Genomic DNA, 16,442 nt, shown 5'->3' with positions numbered 1-16,442 from the left:
ATGGAGCGTAGCGCAATCCGGGACTGCTGCCTCCGGATTACGCTGCGCTCCATCCGGGCTACAAGAATAACAACACGGGAGAACGCGCGATGGATCGGCTCAAGGGCAAGGTTGCGATGGTGGTGGGCGCCGGTTCGATCGGGCCGGGCTGGGGCAACGGCAAGGCGACCGCGGTCACGTTCGCGCGCGAGGGCGCGCAGGTGCTTTGCGTCGATCGCAACGGCGCCGCCGCTGAAGAGACCGCGAAGCTCATCACGGACGAAGGCGGCAAGGCGACGGCGTTCACGGCCGACGTATCGCGTGCGAGCCAGGTGGAGGCGATGGTCGCCGCGTGCCTGAGCACTTACGGTCGCATCGACGTGCTCGACAACAATGTCGGCATCGCCGAGATGGGCAGCGTGGTCGAGGTGACGGAAGAAAGCTGGGACCGCGTCTTCAGCGTCAACCTCAAGAGCGCCTATTTCGCCATGAAGCACGTCATTCCCGTCATGGTGAAGCAGGGCGGCGGCTCGATCATCAACATCTCCTCCATCGCCTCGATCCGCCACATGGGCATCTCCTATGTCACTTACGGCACGTCGAAGGCGGCGATGAACCAGATGACGCGCACCACTGCGATCGAGTTCGCCCGGCACCATGTGCGGGTGAATGCCATCCTGCCCGGCCTGATGAAGACGCCGATGGTGGCGCATTCCGCCGGCCTCGCCGCCAGCTATGCCAAGGGCGACGTCGAGGCGATGTGGCGCGCCCGCGACGCCCAGGTGCCGATGGGTCACATGGGCGACGCCTTCGACGTCGCCAATGCGGCGCTGTTCCTGGCGTCGGACGAGTCGAAATATGTCACGGGGATCGAGCTCGTGGTCGACGGCGGCATCACCTGCAAGGCGGGGGCGTAGCTGCGAGTTCAAGTCAACCGGCCCGCCCGTTCGCGGAAGGTTCGTGGGGTTACACCCGTGTCCTCGCGAAACGAGCGCGCGAAGTGGGACGGGTCGGCAAAGGCGAGATCATATGCGATCTCGTTGATCGGTTGATTCGAGAACGCAAGCAGTCGCTTCGCTTCCGTCAACACCCTTTGCCTGATCAACTGGCCGGCCGTTACTCCGGTCACGCGCTTCACGTGCTTATTGAGGTGATCTGACGTCATCGCGAGCTTCGCGGCATAGAAAGCCAGCGATCGTTGGCCGCGAAAATGGGCTTCTATCAATTTGAGCAGTTTTGCGACCGTTGCATCGCCGGTGTGGGCTGACGATAGATCGTGGCTCGTCACAAGGCGGCACACCTCGACCGCGATCAGGGCAACGTAGCTATTCATTGCGATGCGGAATCCGTCGCGGGACTGAAGGCGCTCTTCAGTCAAGCTCGCGCATAGCTCGAACAGGCGGGCCATGTTCTTGCCCTGCGTGACCGAAAGCACCGGATTCATCATCGACCCTTTCAGGCATGCGATAGTCTCTCCCGAAGGATCGCCGAACGTCCGCGCCACGTCTTCCGTGAAGCTTATGACCCACCCATCCGTCGAGGTCTGAAATCTGAATCCGTGGGCTACCGTCGGGGGCACCAGGATAATGGCTGGGCTAGAAAGGGCCGCCGTCGATGCTTCGTACTGCACTTCACCGCCGCCACGCTCGATCACCAGAATCTGCGACAGGTTGGCGTGGCGATGGGTGCAAATCCTCCAATCGTGACGCGAGCTGCGTGACGGGATCGTCTCGGCGTGAACGAAATTGAACGCACGAGGATCGGGCGGGTCGCCGTAGAGATGGAAGAGCGGCAGGTCCATCGAACGGTTCTCGTGTCCTCGGCGAGGCGCCGGAAGTCGATACTATGGCGGCGAGATGCGGAACAAAATGCCGATCGATCAAGGACTGCGCGTACTGGACAATATTGCGTGTTTGGGATTGAATTTGAGCGAAGTGCGGTTGGCAAAAGTGTCACGATGGGCCGGGCGACCTGATGTACCGCGATCTCAGCAGCCGCGACGAAAGCTTCGAGACATTTCTGAGCACGTTCAACCTGCTCGCGCCTCATGCGAGGATAGAGCTCAACAGCGGCCAGAGCGCATTTCGGTGGCAAGGCAGGTTTGCCTCAGTGAGCGGCTTTTCCTGGTGGGAGGTCGAGTCCGAGATCGACTGGACTTGCCGGTTCCCGCAGCAGAAGCAAAGGCTCGGCCTCGTGCTGCCCAGCACTGGGCTCGTGAGTGCCAGGGTTCGAAACCGGACCGTGGCAATCGACCGGAACTACGCGCTTGCGCTTAGCGTGCCCGATGTCGGCTCGATCTCGTATTCTGGTCGCGGCACGCACGGGCACGTCACGCTCGAATTCGACGTGCCGACCGTGCAAAAGACCCTTTCCGCCATTTGCGAGGGCGCTGCAATGCGCAACATCGAGCTCGGCCCGCAACTCGATCTCGCCTCTCCGGCAGGACGCGTGCTCAGGACCCTGGGCGAAGCCATCGGGGTCGGCATGCGTGACACGTCGCTTCGGTCCGAGAAGTCAATGGCGCTGCTCGGGGAGGCCATTCTGCGATTGGTCCTTCTGAGCTTCCCCCATGGCTCGACCGATCGCTTGCATCGTCGACGAGCGGATGCCACGTCGCGTCAGGTCACGGAAGCAATCGATTTTATGCGCGCCAATATGCACCAACCGTTGACTTTGAGCGAAGTGGCGCAGGCTGCGGGAATCTGTGTGCGATCTCTGCAATATGGATTTCGCCGCTTCCGGAGCGTCACGCCGCTCGCCTATTTGCGCGAGATCCGTCTAGAGGCCGTACAGGCGGAATTGTCGTCCCCATTGAACACGCTGACGATCCGCGACGTGGCGCTGAAATGGGGGTTTGCGCATATGGGACATTTTGCAGCGCGATATCGCGTGACGTTTGGCGAAGCGCCGTCCGAAACGGCCAGGTCGGCGCGCGCAGGGACCTCAAGAGGAGCGCGCAAGTAGACTGCACGGCGCGCTCGGTAGGAAATTCCCGCCGTTAGAAGGTTTTCTTCCATTCGACGACGCTCCCGTTCTAGGGCGCTTCCACATCGTGATGCTACGACTTGGCAAAATACGGCAAGTCGGGGAGGTCATCATGAAGCGTCTCGGAATCATATCACGCTTTTGCGTATCAATCATCGCGCTCGCTGCTGGAGCTATCGCGCTATCCGGCGTTGCTGCAGCCAGCGGAGCGCCGGCGTGCGCGAGCCTGGCGACCGATCCGCAGTTTGAATTAAAGAGCAATCCAGTCATCAAGACGGTGACCGCAAGCATCAAGAACACAGCTGCTCCCGCCAACATCCAGTACTGCAACGTCACGCTGGTCTACGGCACCAACACGAACCAGAACATCACGATCGCGATCGGGCTGCCGCTCAACTCGACGGACGGAGGATCCGGCGGCATCGCAGGTGCCTGGAACGGTCGAACAGAAGGCCTCGGCGGTGGCGGCTGTGCCGGAAATCTCAATGTTGATGCTGCCGTGAACGCCGGCTACGTCGGATCTGGTACCGACGGCGGTCACAGCGGTGGCGACTGTACGCCGGGTGTGAATGCCAATCGCACTTATAATCTCGAATTCATCCAGGACTTCTTCCGCGTCGGGATCAAGCAGCAGATCCAGTGGTCCAAGCGCATCGCGACATCCTACTATAGCAGGCCACCCAGCTATAGTTACTGGAACGGATGCTCGACCGGGGGACGCCAGGGTTACCTGCTGGCTCAGGAACTCGGCTCCCAACTCGACGGCGTTCTTGCAAGCGCGCCGGCGATGTACTGGACGCGCTTCCAGACCGCGCAGATGTGGGGGCAGCTTGCCATGTTCGAACAGGCGGGCGAATCGCCCAGCGGCGCAATTTCCCCGGCCAAACTGGTGGCGGTGCAGAAATCGGCAATCGCCGCCTGCGATGCCGCAGACGGCGCGATCGACGGTATCATCGATGACCCTCGCGTTTGCCGCTTCAGTGCGACGGCCAATGTGTGCGGACGACCGGGGGCGCCGGCGGCCCCGAACTGTCTGACGACGGACGAGGCGACGGCCGTCGACAGGATCTGGGACGGACCTCGCAACAAGCATGGCGATCGCATCTGGTTCGGGCTGGACCGCGGCAGCGACTTTTCCGTTCTCGATGGGCCCACCCCGTTCCCGCTCGGCGTCACCCAGTTCGAATGGAACCTGATCGATCCGAGCTATGCGCCGCCATCGACGAAATGGAGCAGCGTCAGCCTCGGCGGCAAGGGTCTCTCCTACCCGCAAGTGGCTGAAGCCGGGTCTCGCAACATCGCCGACGTGACAGACACGTTCGGCCCGCTCGACGACTTCAGGGCGCGCGGCGGAAAACTGCTGACATTTGTCGGCGCCAACGACCAGTTCATCTACCCGCGCGGCGTGCTCAATTACTATCGGCGGATGGCTGAGCGTTATCAAAGGCGGGACGATCGAACCGGCTTCGAAGGCGTGCAGAGCTTCTATCGCCTGTTCCATGCGCCCGGTGTCGGCCATTGCGGCGCGCCGATTTTCAGCCTCGGCACCACGGGACCCTGGCCGCAGAACGGCGCGGACTTCGCGGCGCTGGTGAACTGGGTCGAAAAGGGCGTTGCGCCGGATCAGGTGGTTGGCAAGAGCCTCTCGCCGGCGCTATCGCGGCCGCTGTGCCCCTATCCGCAGACCGCAAAATACAAGGGCACGGGCGACGTCAATGATGCCGCGAATTGGAGCTGCGGCGGCAATCTCGAGACGCGCGAGGCCGTCTGCCCGGACGTGCTCGTGAAGTACAAGGACGAGGTGGACGGGCCGCTCGACTTCGAGGCAAGCGCGGTCCATCCAAGCTTCTGCAAGGGCCGGAACGTCGCACACGACGATGACCGGCACTGAACATGACACCGACCTGCAAATCGTCCGATTGGAAATGATCAGACGTGCCTCACCTCTCCCCGTTCTCTGCGGGGAGAGGTGAGATCGGCTCATCCCCCCGCGCTCAATTCCGCCCGATCGAGCTCTTCCTCGATCCTGTGAAACGCGTCGTCGCCGATCACCTCGGTGGCGCGCAGGTCGAAGATCGTTTTTCGCGCGGCCTCGATGGCGCGGCGGCGGAGGGGATCGGCGGGCAGTTCGCCATTGGTGATGCCCCCGTGCGGATCGTCGTCGGCCTGCATCAGGACGGCGCGATACTCCAGCCGCAGGATTTCGGCTTCCTCGGACGGATCATCCTCGATCGCATCGAGCGCGGCGCGATAGGCGATTGCGCGGGCGCGCGCGACCTCGATGCCGACCGGATCGTCGTCCCGCAGGCCGAAGAACAGGATCAGCGGGCGCAGCGTCAGTCCCTGCACGACCAGCGTGCCAAGCACGACCGCGAAGGCACTGAAGACGATGAAATCGCGATGAGGAAAGTTCTCCGGCAGCGCGAAGGCGGTGGCGAGCGTGACCAAGCCGCGCATGCCGCACCAGGAGATGATCAGCCCGCCTTTGCGCGAGGCGACCGCCTTCGGATCCTTCGGCTGATAGACCCCGCGCGCCATCAGCGCCCGCAGCATCGTACGATAGAACGTCACCCAGGCGAGCCGCACCAGGATCACCGTGAGCAGGATCCAGGCAGCCGCCACGCAATATTCCCAGCGCACGTCCGCATCTAACCGCGTCCAGATCGGTCGCATCTGCATGCCGATCAGCATGAAAGCGAGCACGTTGAGCACGAACACCATCGTCTCCCAGACCGCATAGGACGGCACCCGCAACCGCGCCGGCATGCGGGCGGGTGCAGCGCGCGCCATCGTGATGGCGTAGACGACGATGGTGAGGATGCCGGACAGGCCGAGATGTTCGGCGCCGATCCAGACCATGAAGGTGGTGGCGAACTGGACGATGATCGAACTGGGAGCCTGCGTGATCCGCACGATCATCAGTGGCATCAATCGCGCGGCGAGATAGCCGGCAACGACGCTACCGACAAGTGCCAGCACCATGGTCGGCGCGACCTGGCTCCAGGTCAGGTGCTCCGTGGCAACCGCGCCGACCGCGATGCGATAGGTCAGCAGCGCGCTGGCATCGTTGAGCAGGCTCTCGCCCTCCAGCACCTTCACCATGCGGTAGGGTAGCTTCACCTGGCTCAGGATCGCGACCGCGGCCGCCGCATCCGGCGGCGCCACGATCGCGCCGAGCGCCACCGCGGCGGCCCAGGGGATGTCCGGCATCAGCCAATGCGCGACCAGCGCGACACCGGCCGTCGTCATGCCGACGGCGGCCACGACCAGCGTCGAGACCGGAACCCAGTTGTTGCGCAGGTCGCGCAGCGAGGTATCGTAAGCGGCATCGAGCAGCACCGGTGCGACAAAGAGCGCCAGCGCAAGATCGGGCTCCAGCGTCCAGGACGGGCTGTTCGGAACGAAAGCGATCAGCGCGCCACCGATGGCGAGAAAGGTCGGGTAGGGGACCTTGATCCGCCGCGCCAGCGCCGATAATGCAACAGCGCCGAGCAGAAGCGCGATGATCCATTCGAAAGTCGACAATTGAGAGCCCCGAAACAGATTTGAGCGGCACCATAGGTTAGCATCAATCCGGCCGTAAGATGGATAGTGCTGCCACAAAGCAAGAGCTTCCGACTGCAACGACCATGCGTTCTTTCTCTCTGATTCAAATGTCTGGCGCGGCGCTGCTCTTGCCAGCGCTCTTGGCGCTTCCGCCTGGCGCGGCTCACGCCGCGACCGGCGGCGAGCCGGCGGCCGTCGCACAGGCCGACATCGCGCCGTGTCTCGCTGCTGCCGCCGACGACGACATGGACAAGGCTACGCCGGCCTGTGCCGCGGTCATCGATAACGAGAAGACGGCCAAGCCGGACCTGATCAAGGCGCTGATCGCGCGGGGCGCGCTGTTGGCGCGGCATGATCAGACCGATCGCGCGATCGCCGACGACAGCCGCGCGCTGTTGCTCGATCCCACGCTTGCGGACGTCTTCAACGCGCGCGGCGAGCTCTGGCTGAAGAAGGGCGACAAGCCCAAAGCGGTGCAGGACTTTGGCGCGGCGCTGAAGATCGATCCGAACCACGAGAAGGCCAAGGCCAATCACAAAGCGATGGCGCGCGAGATCGAGCGGATCGGTGCCCAGATGGCGGTCGCGGGCAAGCCGAGCTTCAATTGCGGAAGCGCGCACCGTCCGGTGGAGAAGACAATCTGTGCCAACCGCGAGCTTGCCGATCTCGACCGCGAGGTTTACGCGGCGAATGCCCGCGTGATCCAGGAAGCGCGCAACGCGGCCGAAGCGAAGTCGCTGCAGCGCGAGCAGGATGAATTCATCGCGCGCAGGAATGCCGGGTTCGGCCGGCCAGGATATGACTTGAAGAAGGCGATGCAGGATAGGCTGCAAAAGCTGAACGGGGTGGACGGGTACTAGCGTCTTCGTCTCTCCCCGTAAGAATGGGGCGAGGGAGTGCAGGGCCGGTGCTCCCCTGACTACAGGTCCGATTTGAACCCTATACCTGTCCGCCGCGACAATGGTGAAAGCCTGATGTCACGGAGCCTTCTGCCATGTGCGGCAAGCGTTCTTCCGCGCAAATTTTCAAAATTTCGCTACACGCCTTGCTTTTCGGCGCGGCGATGAGCCTCGCTCTCGCGGCCCCGGCCTCGGCGGCCGCCGATTGCGTGCTCGGCACCAAGGCCACGCCTGCCGAATTGATCCCGGCGTGCAGCGCGATCATCGATCAGGCCGCCAATCCGGCCTCCGACCGCGCCGCGGCACTGCTGGTTCGCGCTGACGCCAATGCGCGGACCTCGGGCGGTCTCACGGCGGCGCTGCGGGATATCGACCGCGCCATCGCGCTCGACGGCAAGAATGCCCGCGCCTGGCGCCTGCGCGGCGGTCTGCTGCGCGAGGCCGGCGGCGATCTCAACCGCGCTGCGGCTGACCTCAGCAAGACGATCGAACTCGATCCGCAGGATGCGGAAGCCTATGAGCTGCGCGGCGTGGCCTATACCAATCAGCGCCGGCTCGACCGCGCCCTCGCCGATTACGACCAGGCGATCAAGCTGAAGCCCGACGATGCGCAGGCCTGGTCCGATCGCGGCGCGACCTACTATCTCGGCGGCGACAACGAGAAGGCGATCAGCGATCTCAGCGAAGCGCTGCGGCTCGATCCGAACCGGCCGCGCAGCTACACCAATCGCGGCGCGGCCTACAAGAAGCTCGGCCAGCTCGACAAGTCGGTCGCCGACGACAGCGAGGCGATCGGGCTCGATCCGAGGGTTCCGGAGTATTACGACAATCGCGGCCTGTCGCTGGCCGCGATGGGCAAGTACGACGAGGCGATCGCCGATTTCGATCAGGCGCTGCGGCTGGCGCCACGGCCGAATTTCTTCACCAACCGCGGCGATTCCTACCAGTTCAAGGGCGAATTTGGCGCGGCGCTGAGCGATTATGAGTCGGCGCTCAAGATCGACCCGAATTTCGCGCAGACCTACAACAACCGCGCCGTGCTCTACAAGAAGATGGGCGACCGCAAGAAGGCGCTGGCTGACTACGAGACGGCGCTCAAGCTAGATCCCGGCAACGACAACGCCGCCGGCGGCCGCCGCACCATGATCGCGGAGATCGCAAAGTTCGGCGCCGAGCCGCCGCGCCCGCTGGCGGCGAATTCCGGCAGCGGTCCGTCGTTCGGTTGTGCCGATGCGAAGCGCGAGGTCGAGAAGGTGATCTGCGCCGATCCGCAGCTGAGCGTGCTCGACCGCCAGATCGCCGAGACCTACGAGCGCATGCTGAAATCGGCAAGCGGGCGCTCGGCGGGTGACCTGCGCAAGGCCCAGCGCGATTTCCTCGTCACCCGCGATGCCAGCTTCCGCCGCCCCGGCTACGATTTGAAGAAGATCATGCAGCAGAGGCTGCAGCGGTTGAATGCGATGGCGAGTTAGCTTCGCCTCTCCCCGCCTGCGGGGAGAGGCCGGAATTTGCGAAAGCAAATTCCGGGTGAGGGGGAGCTTCCGCGGGTCCAGCTCTTACGGTCGCTGCGGAAGCAGTCCGCGGCGAGACCGTGTCAGCCGCAGCGCACCCTCACTGGAACGTCATATCCAGGCATTTGGAGATGTCGGAGCCGAGGCCGGAGGAGATGGTGATGCAGCCGCGCACCTTCTGCGCGGTGACGTCGGCGGCCCACACCGAGTAGCCGCCGGGGCCGAAGAACGAGTTGGTGTTCGGCGGCTCGGTCTCGGTCGCGTCGAAATCATAGTGCCCGTCGGTTTCGAAAATGCGCGGCTTCCTGGTGCAGCCACCGTCGGTCTGGACGTTGATGACTTCCTTGTTGTCGCGGGTCAGCGCCAGGGAGACCTGGCAGCGGAAATATTCCGAGGTCTTGGTATTGAACAGATAAGTGTAGGACTTGCAGGTCGCGGTGTTGAGCTTGCCGGGCGCCAGACCGCGGCTGCACGAAATCCGCTGGTTGTGGCTGAGCTGGTAGTCATCGGCCCGGGCGGCCGGCGGCAGCGCCGTCAGCGACAACGCAGCAGCCCAGCAGAATTTAACGACATGGCGCATTCGAATCATCCCCACCCATATTTTTGTCGAGTTGCGTTCTAGACTGAAAGCGGAACATAGTCGCGAGGGGGCGAAGGGAAAATCACAAACTGCTCGGCAAGACGTGATGCGCTGGGGCGCTGATGGCGGATTGACGCCGAGATACTGTTCGTGATTTGTTCAGTCAGGGCACCCCAGTAGCGGGGAGATGGATGATGGCATTTTCAACGAAGACAGTTCTGCTTGTCGCGGTGCTGGGCGCGTTCGCGGGGCCGGCATTGGCACAAAGCGAGGCGATGCCGTGGGAGCTCAAGCCCGACATGGGCTACGCCTACGACAAGGACGGCAAGACCTTTTCCTACAAGATGGGCACCAGCAACGCCGGCGAACTCCTCAAGGGCGCCAAGAAGGTGCCCAAGGGCACGTTGTTCTTCATCGGCCATAACGGCCAGCTGTACCTGCGCAGCGGTCCGTATCTCGAAGGCGATGGCAAGTTCAAGTTCGGGTCGGATCAGTAGAAGCCGCGATGACGGTGCGCTCCCTCGTCCCGTTCTTACGGGGGAGATATCCGTAGGGTGGGCAAAGGCGCATCAGCGCCGTGCCCACCATCTATCAGCACATTCCAATTGAAAGCGGTGGGCACGCTACGCTTTGCCCACCCTACGCGGCTGCGCTCCGCTTCGCTTGTCCGGGACCACAGCGCAGCTAAAACGCCGCCGCCAACTCCCTCGCCCCACCATTACTGCTGTTCGAGTCCATGCGCGCATCCGTGACCGCGAGCAGCTTCGCGACCGTGTTGTGGCGGATCGCGACCGGGTTGCGTTCGTATCCCCCGCGCTGGAAAAAGTTCGAGGTCGGCACGTGCTCGCGCATCGCCTGCGGCATCGTCACCATGTCGAGCCCGGTGCCATCGCCGGTGAGATTCATCATCTCGAGCTCGGCCGCGCTGAGCGGGCGGGTGTAGCCCTTGGCGCGCGCGAACAGCACCGAGGTCAGGAGCTTGTGGGTCTGGAGCATCGGGCCAACATCGATGTCGAGCACCATCGCATGCATGGCCCAGCCCTGCGCGGTATCGCCGATCTTCTCGTGCTCCGACCAGGTGTCTGGCACCGACTTGGCATGCGCCACCATGCGCTTGAGAACGCCGAGCTTGTACTCCAGGGACTTCCGCGCCGGGCCTGAGGTGTGCGCCACCTTCTCGCTGAGCGCGCGGATGAACTCGTGGCCTTGTTCGGCCAGCAGCTCGACACTGTTGGTGGTCAGCAACTGGTTGTAGCCCATCGCGGTCGAGATCGCGCGCTTGCCGCCATGTTCAATGCCCGCCTGCACGTCGTAATTGCCCGTGCCGCCGGTCTCGAACGCATAGACCCGCACCGCCTGTTCGCGCGTCAGCCCAGAGGCCAAAGCGTAGTGGGCATAGACACGCTTGAACTCGGCCTCGGTCGCCGGGCGTTGCGGCGTGAACTGATAGAGGTCCTGCGCCGCGCGCAGCAGATCGGCGACCACGGGAAGCGGCTTGCGCTGCGGACGCTCGGGGGTTTCCTCCGGCTCCGGGTTCACCGGCCGCTTCGGCCCGTTGTAGAGCGGCGCCTGCTCCAGCACGTAATCGTCCAGCGTGATCTGCTGTCCGCTGCGCCGCTTGGCGTTGCGGCCGCGCCGCTTCTCCGAGATCTGGCTCCAATAGGCGCCCGCCTCGGCATCGAAGGCGCCGCGCGCGGCCTGATATTCCGCGAGCTTGCGGCGATACTCGAGCACGGCCGGCGAGGCGCCACCTTGTGCAAAAAACTGCGAGAGGAGCTGGGCGTTGGCATTGCCGATTGCGGGCGGCAGCGCGTCGGACTCGCCGCCGCGCGCGGCGGGCGCGAGCAATGCGAGCGCGAATGGAACCAGCGTCAGGGCGTTTCGAATCGGGTGATGATGCATGGTGCCCTCTTAGCAGGCATCCGGTAACCGTCACGTTAACGCGTCGTTTACCATCGTCACTTCCAGGCGAACACCGGTTGTTCCAGCTCACGCACGCGAGTCTGCCGTCCCGCCAGCACTTCACGGAACTGATAGATCAGTGCCGCGGTCGGCGCGTGGATCAGGCTCCGCTGGTGATGGAAGCGGATCACGCGGCGCGCGCTCTCGGGGATCGCGACGAAATCGAAGGCGTCATCGCGCTCGATGGTCGCGAGCGCGATGCGGTGCACCGAGGCGACTTCAACCGGGTTCGGCGCGATCGCGGCGCTGTCGGCGGCCCAGACCACGACCGGCGTGATCAGATAGCCCGAGCGTGTCGGATAGTCGTCGAGTTGGCCGAGCACCTCGCCGCTTCCAAGCCTGAGCCCGAGCTCCTCGTCGAGCTCGCGCAGCGCGGCTTCGACCGGCGTCTCGCCGGCGTCGCAGCGACCGCCCGGCAAGGCCCATTGACCGCGATGGGCGCGCAGGCTCGCTGCGCGCAACGTGAGCAGGAGCGCGGTGTCGTCGCCCTTTCCTGTCGCGGTCAGCGCAATGGCCACCGCGGCATGCTTCAATGCCGAGGGCTCGACCGCGTCAGGCAGCCGCGCGAATGCCGCGCAGGCCTCCGCGATATTCCGTCTGGTGGCATCGTCGAAAGGTCTCATGATGCTTGACTACACCAGGACCGCGCTTGATGAAACGAGGTGAGATCAAGCCTTGCAAGGATGACCGGGAGATGATCGACAAGACCGCCGCAAAGCTCAAATCGGACGGCTGGACCATCCTTGAGACCACCGGCTTCATGCACCTGGTCGGGCCGCTCTGGGAGCGCAAGATCGACGGCCAGCACGAATTCGCGCTTGCGACCGAGGACAAGCACCACAACCGTCGTGGCATGGTCCAGGGCGGCGTGATGATGACATTTGCCGACCGCACCTGCGGCATGGCTGCCCGCTACGTCTCCGGCAAGGAATTCATGGCCACGGTGCAGCTCGACACCCATTTCGTCGAGGCCGGCCAGATCGGCGACCTCCTGATCTCCCGCCCCCGCGTGGTGCGCGCGACCCGCAGCCTGATTTTCATGAGCACCGAAGTGACGGTGGACAATCGCTGCGTGGTCATGGCCAACGGCGTGTTCAAGATTTTGAAGGGGCCGGGGTAGCTGCGCGCGGGCAAGACCGCCACCGCTGCCAACCCGTACTCCCGTGTCGTCCCGGCGAAGGCCGGGACCCATACCGCGTGATCTATCGATGACGGCGGGTCGGAGTACCGAACGACTGATCTTCGCCAAACTTCTCCCATGGTTATGGGTCCCGGCCTTCGCCGGGACGACATTGCGGAGGCAGTGGTGTCACCGTCATTGCGAGCGCAGCGAAGCAATCCAGGATCTCTCCGCGGATGCATTTCCAGATTGCTCCGCTACCCTCGCAATGACGCAATTGGGCGGCTATGCTCCCCGCAACAGAAACGTCGAGGAGGCTGCCCATGCAATACCGCCAGCTCGGCCGTAGCGGCCTGAAGGTGTCGCCGATTTGTTTGGGCACCATGATGTTCGGCGGGCCGACGGATGAGACCACCTCGCAGCGCATCATCGCGAAAGCGCATCAGGCCGGCATCAACTTCATCGATACCGCCGACGCCTATTCGAAGGCCGGCGCCGAGGAGGTCGTCGGCCGCGCCATCGCCGACAACCGTCACGCCTGGGTGCTCGCGACAAAGCTCGCCAATCCCATGAACACGGCCAACGATCCCAATCGTGCCGGGCTGTCGCGGCGCTGGGTGTTGCAGGCGGTCGAGGAGAGCCTGAAGCGGCTCGGCACCGATCACATCGACATCTACTACCTGCACAAGGAAGACCATACGACGCCGCTGGAGGAAACCGTACGCGCGATGGGGGATTTGATCCGTGCCGGCAAGATCCGTTATTTCGGCGTCTCGAATTATCGCGCCTGGCGCGTCGCCGAGATCTGCAACATCTGCGACCGGCTCGGCATCGACCGGCCCGTGGCGAGCCAGCCCTATTACAACGCGATGAACCGGATGCCCGAGGTCGAGCATTTTCCGGCCTGCGGCTATTACGGTCTCGGCGTCGTCGCCTACAGCCCGCTGGCGCGCGGCGTGCTCACCGGCAAATATCGCCCCGACGCAGCCCCGGACAGGGACACGCGCGCGGGCCGCAACGACACCCGCATGATGCAGACCGAATGGCGGCCGGAATCGCTGGAGCTCGCGCAGGAGATCAAGACCCACGCCGAGAACAAAGGCATCACCGCCGGCCAGTTCGCGGTATCCTGGGTGCTCAATTCGGCCTTCGTCTCGTCGGTCATTGCCGGCCCTCGCACCGACGAGCAATGGCACGATTACATCCGCGCGCTCGATTATCGCTTCACCGCCGATGACGAGGCGCTGATCGACCGCCTGGTGACGCCCGGCCATCCGTCGACGCCGGGCTACAACGATCCGGCCTATCCGATCGAGGGCCGCCGCGCGCGGACGGCGTGAGAGCGGGAGCCGACAATGGCATCTGAAGACCGCTGCGGGTTGCCGCTGTCCACCAGCTCGGACGAAGCAGCAAGCGCCTATCGCGAAGGCGTCGACCTCATGCTCGCGGGCTGGACGGGCCCGGCGGAGGCATTGGAGCGCGCCATCGCGGCCGATCCGGATTTTGCGTTGGCCCATATCGCGCGGGCACGGCTGCATTCGTTCTACCAGCAGGGCGATCTTGCGCGCGCCAAGGCGGCGGTGGCGCGGCAGCTCGTGGCCAGGCGCGGCGATGCGCGCGAGCGCTCGCATGTCGAGACGCTGGCGCTCGCGATCGAGGGGCGACTGCCCGAGGCGCTGGCGGCGACGCTGAAGCATATCGACGCGTGGCCGCGCGATACGATCGTGCTGTCGCTGCCGCTCGGCGCGTTCGGCCTGTTCGCCTTCTCCGGCATGGCCGATCATGATCAGGCGCGGCAGGATTTGTGCGAGCGCGCCGCGCAGCATTATGGCGAGGACTGGTGGTTCCTCACGCTCTACGGCTGGGCGATGACGGAGAACGGCAACGTCGCACGCGGCCGCGCCGTCACCGAGCGCGGCTTCAGCCTGCGACGCCAGAATGCTCATGCTGCGCACGCCGTGCTGCACGCGATGTTCGAGGACGGTTCGATCGACGAGGCCGATCGCTTCGTTGACGAATGGATTCCTGGTTACGACCGCGCCGGCATTCTGCATGGCCATATTCGCTGGCACCAGGCGCTGGGCGCGCTCGAGCATGGCGATGCGGCACGGGCGCTTGCGATCTATGCCGACGTGCTCCAGCCCTCAGCAACGCAGGCGCCTCCCCTCAACGCCATCACCGACGGCGCCTCGCTGCTCTGGCGTCTGTCGGCTTACGGCCACGCCGTACCAAAGACGCTCTGGATCGAGGGTGACGCCGCCGCGCACCAACTGTTTCCCAAGTCGAGCCTGCCTTTTGCCGACGTCCACATGGCCTTGTTTGCCGCAGCGACGCAAAATCGCGAAGCTCTCGCGGCGCGGCTTGCCGTGATCGAGCAGCGGCTCGCCCAGGGCAAGCTCCCCGCCGGCCCCGTGGTGCCGGCGATCTGTCGCGCGCTCGCGGCGTTTGCGGACGAGGATTATGCCGCTTGCGTGCACTCGCTCGCACCTCTTTTGACTGACGTCGTGCGCATCGGCGGCAGCCATGCCCAGCGCGAGCTGATCGAGGACACTTTCATCGTCGCACTGATGCGCAGCGGCGAACTGCCGCGCGCCCGCGGCATGCTCGACGCCCGCCTGCACCGCCGTCCTTCCTTGCGCGATACGCGCTGGCGGGCGAGGACGGGTTAACGCGCCGCGGCCTCTGCCACGAAAAAAACACCGGCCTGGCGGCAAGTGCCTGGCGGGACGGTCGGGGCGGTCGAGGCGAATCGCCGATGGGTGGCGCGGTGGTATTCCAGACGGGCTTGGCGGGACGAACGGGGTCGCAACCAATTCATGATTCGATGGTTGTTGCATGGAACTTTTCCATGAATTTTTCATACTCCCCCGGCATGCGAGCCTGACGATGCGCCTCCCCCGACCGGTCCTGGCTGCAATCCTCGTCTCCTCCGCAAGCCCTTGTTTTGCCGAGTCTTCCACCGCGCTTGCGGTCAGCAATCCGCCCGCCCAGCAGAACTCCTTCGTCGATCTGCTGGCGCTGATGTCCGGCCACTGCAAGACGCTGAAGGTCGCCGGACGCCCATTTGCCTGCAAGACGGTGGCCTACGCCCATGACGACAAGGGCCGGGTCAATTTCGCGGTCGCCGTCGACGACCCCGGCGACGAGAACCACGTCGTCTCGTTCTCCGGTGAGAACGGCAAGCGGGCCGACGACAATTCCTATGAGCTGCCGATCGACCGCATGCTGCTCAACTCCAAGGACCGGCCGAAGGTCGACGGCCTGCCGGTCCCGGCGGAGCAGACCTCCACCGGTGTCTGCCGCCAGACCGGCAATTTCGCCGCCAGGCAGGTCTCGAACGTCACCTGCACTGCGACCGACAGCGACGGCCGGCGATACGAGCTGCTGTTCGTCTCCGACGGCACCCCGGTGAGCGTGCGCCGGATCAGGCAGTCGGCGCCATCGATCCAGGATCCGTTCAAATAGCAGCGCGTCCCCTGGCAAACTTCGGAGAGCCCATGACGCGTGACCTCTTGTTTCTGCTTCGCCCTGATTTCGAAGATCCGGCGTTTCCTCGCCGGCGCTTCTATTGCTGGCATTGTGCGCTGATCGAAGGCGTGCTCGCCTCGTTTCCGGCGCTGGCGGACCAACTCGACGTCGCGCGCATCGGCTGGCCGCGGCCGCGACAGGCCGTGGTCGCGCTCGTCGGCGAGGAGAACCAGTCGCTGCCGCTGCTGGTGCTGGCGGATGGAGCGACATCGCCGCACCAGACCGGCAGCTATCATGGTCGCGCTTTCATCGCCGACAAGGACGGCATCCTCGCCGCGCTGTCCGAGCGCCACGGCTTTCCCGATCCGCATCCGTGAGGCGCGCGCCGGCCC

At 64.4% G+C, this 16,442-nt stretch carries 16 protein-coding genes; 11 read left to right on the top strand and 5 right to left on the bottom strand.

All coding sequences use genetic code 11. The features are described from left to right. Positions 1 to 89 precede the first annotated feature (89 nt). Positions 90 to 896, top strand: a complete 807-nt coding sequence (locus AC0L2O_RS12875; protein ID WP_473369979.1) for an SDR family NAD(P)-dependent oxidoreductase — start codon at positions 90 to 92, stop codon at positions 894 to 896. 8 nt (positions 897 to 904) lie between these two features. On the opposite strand, the gene AC0L2O_RS12870 is transcribed toward AC0L2O_RS12875, so the two are convergent. Continuing rightward, on the bottom strand, positions 905 to 1,780 hold the full coding sequence (locus AC0L2O_RS12870; protein ID WP_473369978.1) for a helix-turn-helix domain-containing protein: 876 nt from the start codon (positions 1,778 to 1,780) through the stop codon (positions 905 to 907). Between the two features lie 173 nt (positions 1,781 to 1,953). Here AC0L2O_RS12870 and AC0L2O_RS12865 point away from each other — a divergent pair, with 173 nt between their 5' ends. Together AC0L2O_RS12865 and AC0L2O_RS12860 are read left to right on the top strand one after the other, a co-directional pair. Continuing rightward, positions 1,954 to 2,943, top strand: coding sequence for a helix-turn-helix transcriptional regulator (locus tag AC0L2O_RS12865; RefSeq protein ID WP_473369977.1), 990 nt, complete (start codon positions 1,954 to 1,956; stop codon positions 2,941 to 2,943). Positions 2,944 to 3,076: 133 nt separating this feature from the next. Continuing rightward, positions 3,077 to 4,855: a tannase/feruloyl esterase family alpha/beta hydrolase gene (locus AC0L2O_RS12860; RefSeq protein ID WP_369719518.1), complete on the top strand. Its 1,779-nt coding sequence runs from the start codon at positions 3,077 to 3,079 to the stop codon at positions 4,853 to 4,855. 89 nt (positions 4,856 to 4,944) lie between these two features. Here AC0L2O_RS12860 and AC0L2O_RS12855 read toward each other — a convergent pair whose 3' ends face one another. After that, entirely contained in the window at positions 4,945 to 6,489 is a 1,545-nt protein-coding gene (locus tag AC0L2O_RS12855) for a cation:proton antiporter (RefSeq protein ID WP_473369976.1), read from the bottom strand. A 104-nt stretch (positions 6,490 to 6,593) separates the two neighbouring features. Here AC0L2O_RS12855 and AC0L2O_RS12850 point away from each other — a divergent pair, with 104 nt between their 5' ends. Both AC0L2O_RS12850 and AC0L2O_RS12845 read left to right on the top strand, forming a co-directional pair. Further along, on the top strand, positions 6,594 to 7,370 hold the full coding sequence (locus AC0L2O_RS12850) for a tetratricopeptide repeat protein (protein ID WP_473369975.1): 777 nt from the start codon (positions 6,594 to 6,596) through the stop codon (positions 7,368 to 7,370). A 134-nt stretch (positions 7,371 to 7,504) separates the two neighbouring features. Next, positions 7,505 to 8,881: a tetratricopeptide repeat protein gene (locus AC0L2O_RS12845; protein WP_473369974.1), complete on the top strand. Its 1,377-nt coding sequence runs from the start codon at positions 7,505 to 7,507 to the stop codon at positions 8,879 to 8,881. 139 nt (positions 8,882 to 9,020) lie between these two features. On the opposite strand, the gene AC0L2O_RS12840 is transcribed toward AC0L2O_RS12845, so the two are convergent. After that, entirely contained in the window at positions 9,021 to 9,500 is a 480-nt protein-coding gene (locus tag AC0L2O_RS12840; RefSeq protein WP_369719523.1) for a hypothetical protein, read from the bottom strand. Between the two features lie 194 nt (positions 9,501 to 9,694). Here AC0L2O_RS12840 and AC0L2O_RS12835 point away from each other — a divergent pair, with 194 nt between their 5' ends. Further along, entirely contained in the window at positions 9,695 to 9,997 is a 303-nt protein-coding gene (locus AC0L2O_RS12835; protein WP_473369973.1) for a hypothetical protein, read from the top strand. Between the two features lie 187 nt (positions 9,998 to 10,184). Here AC0L2O_RS12835 and AC0L2O_RS12830 read toward each other — a convergent pair whose 3' ends face one another. Together AC0L2O_RS12830 and AC0L2O_RS12825 are read right to left on the bottom strand one after the other, a co-directional pair. Continuing rightward, a complete protein-coding gene (locus AC0L2O_RS12830; RefSeq protein ID WP_473369972.1) occupies positions 10,185 to 11,402 on the bottom strand; it encodes a hypothetical protein in 1,218 nt (405 codons plus the stop codon). A 56-nt stretch (positions 11,403 to 11,458) separates the two neighbouring features. Further along, positions 11,459 to 12,085, bottom strand: coding sequence for an NUDIX hydrolase (locus AC0L2O_RS12825; RefSeq protein WP_473369971.1), 627 nt, complete (start codon positions 12,083 to 12,085; stop codon positions 11,459 to 11,461). A 71-nt stretch (positions 12,086 to 12,156) separates the two neighbouring features. Between AC0L2O_RS12825 and AC0L2O_RS12820 the strand changes: the two genes are divergently transcribed. The 5 genes from AC0L2O_RS12820 (at position 12,157) to AC0L2O_RS12800 (ending at position 16,427) form a co-directional block, all read left to right on the top strand. Beyond that, a complete protein-coding gene (locus tag AC0L2O_RS12820; RefSeq protein WP_473369970.1) occupies positions 12,157 to 12,582 on the top strand; it encodes a PaaI family thioesterase in 426 nt (141 codons plus the stop codon). A gap of 323 nt (positions 12,583 to 12,905) precedes the next feature. Beyond that, on the top strand, positions 12,906 to 13,922 hold the full coding sequence (locus AC0L2O_RS12815; protein WP_473369969.1) for an aldo/keto reductase: 1,017 nt from the start codon (positions 12,906 to 12,908) through the stop codon (positions 13,920 to 13,922). Between the two features lie 15 nt (positions 13,923 to 13,937). Then, positions 13,938 to 15,251, top strand: a complete 1,314-nt coding sequence (locus AC0L2O_RS12810) for a tetratricopeptide repeat protein (protein WP_473369968.1) — start codon at positions 13,938 to 13,940, stop codon at positions 15,249 to 15,251. Positions 15,252 to 15,468: 217 nt separating this feature from the next. Next, positions 15,469 to 16,047: a hypothetical protein gene (locus tag AC0L2O_RS12805; protein WP_473369967.1), complete on the top strand. Its 579-nt coding sequence runs from the start codon at positions 15,469 to 15,471 to the stop codon at positions 16,045 to 16,047. Between the two features lie 32 nt (positions 16,048 to 16,079). Further along, the gene (locus tag AC0L2O_RS12800; RefSeq protein ID WP_473369966.1) at positions 16,080 to 16,427 is read left to right on the top strand and encodes a DUF3088 domain-containing protein; all 348 of its coding nucleotides are present in this window, start codon (positions 16,080 to 16,082) and stop codon (positions 16,425 to 16,427) included. The last annotated feature ends 15 nt before the right edge of the window (positions 16,428 to 16,442 follow it).

This window comes from Bradyrhizobium sp. Kon10 (assembly GCF_055807395.1).
This window is presented reverse-complemented; position numbering and strand designations above follow the sequence as displayed.

Bases quoted from the DNA above. Each gene is read 5' to 3' on its own strand.
- AC0L2O_RS12815 (WP_473369969.1), top strand. From the start codon at position 12,906: ATGCAATACCGCCAGCTCGGCCGTAGCGGCCTGAAGGTGTCGCCGATT.
- AC0L2O_RS12860 (WP_369719518.1), top strand. From the start codon at position 3,077: ATGAAGCGTCTCGGAATCATATCACGCTTTTGCGTATCAATCATCGCG.
- AC0L2O_RS12865 (WP_473369977.1), top strand. From the start codon at position 1,954: ATGTACCGCGATCTCAGCAGCCGCGACGAAAGCTTCGAGACATTTCTG.
- AC0L2O_RS12835 (WP_473369973.1), top strand. From the start codon at position 9,695: ATGGCATTTTCAACGAAGACAGTTCTGCTTGTCGCGGTGCTGGGCGCG.
- AC0L2O_RS12850 (WP_473369975.1), top strand. From the start codon at position 6,594: ATGCGTTCTTTCTCTCTGATTCAAATGTCTGGCGCGGCGCTGCTCTTG.
- AC0L2O_RS12830 (WP_473369972.1), bottom strand. From the start codon at position 11,402: ATGCATCATCACCCGATTCGAAACGCCCTGACGCTGGTTCCATTCGCG.
- AC0L2O_RS12840 (WP_369719523.1), bottom strand. From the start codon at position 9,500: ATGCGCCATGTCGTTAAATTCTGCTGGGCTGCTGCGTTGTCGCTGACG.
- AC0L2O_RS12800 (WP_473369966.1), top strand. From the start codon at position 16,080: ATGACGCGTGACCTCTTGTTTCTGCTTCGCCCTGATTTCGAAGATCCG.
- AC0L2O_RS12875 (WP_473369979.1), top strand. From the start codon at position 90: ATGGATCGGCTCAAGGGCAAGGTTGCGATGGTGGTGGGCGCCGGTTCG.
- AC0L2O_RS12825 (WP_473369971.1), bottom strand. From the start codon at position 12,085: ATGAGACCTTTCGACGATGCCACCAGACGGAATATCGCGGAGGCCTGC.
- AC0L2O_RS12805 (WP_473369967.1), top strand. From the start codon at position 15,469: ATGCGCCTCCCCCGACCGGTCCTGGCTGCAATCCTCGTCTCCTCCGCA.
- AC0L2O_RS12845 (WP_473369974.1), top strand. From the start codon at position 7,505: ATGTGCGGCAAGCGTTCTTCCGCGCAAATTTTCAAAATTTCGCTACAC.
- AC0L2O_RS12870 (WP_473369978.1), bottom strand. From the start codon at position 1,780: ATGGACCTGCCGCTCTTCCATCTCTACGGCGACCCGCCCGATCCTCGT.
- AC0L2O_RS12810 (WP_473369968.1), top strand. From the start codon at position 13,938: ATGGCATCTGAAGACCGCTGCGGGTTGCCGCTGTCCACCAGCTCGGAC.
- AC0L2O_RS12820 (WP_473369970.1), top strand. From the start codon at position 12,157: ATGATCGACAAGACCGCCGCAAAGCTCAAATCGGACGGCTGGACCATC.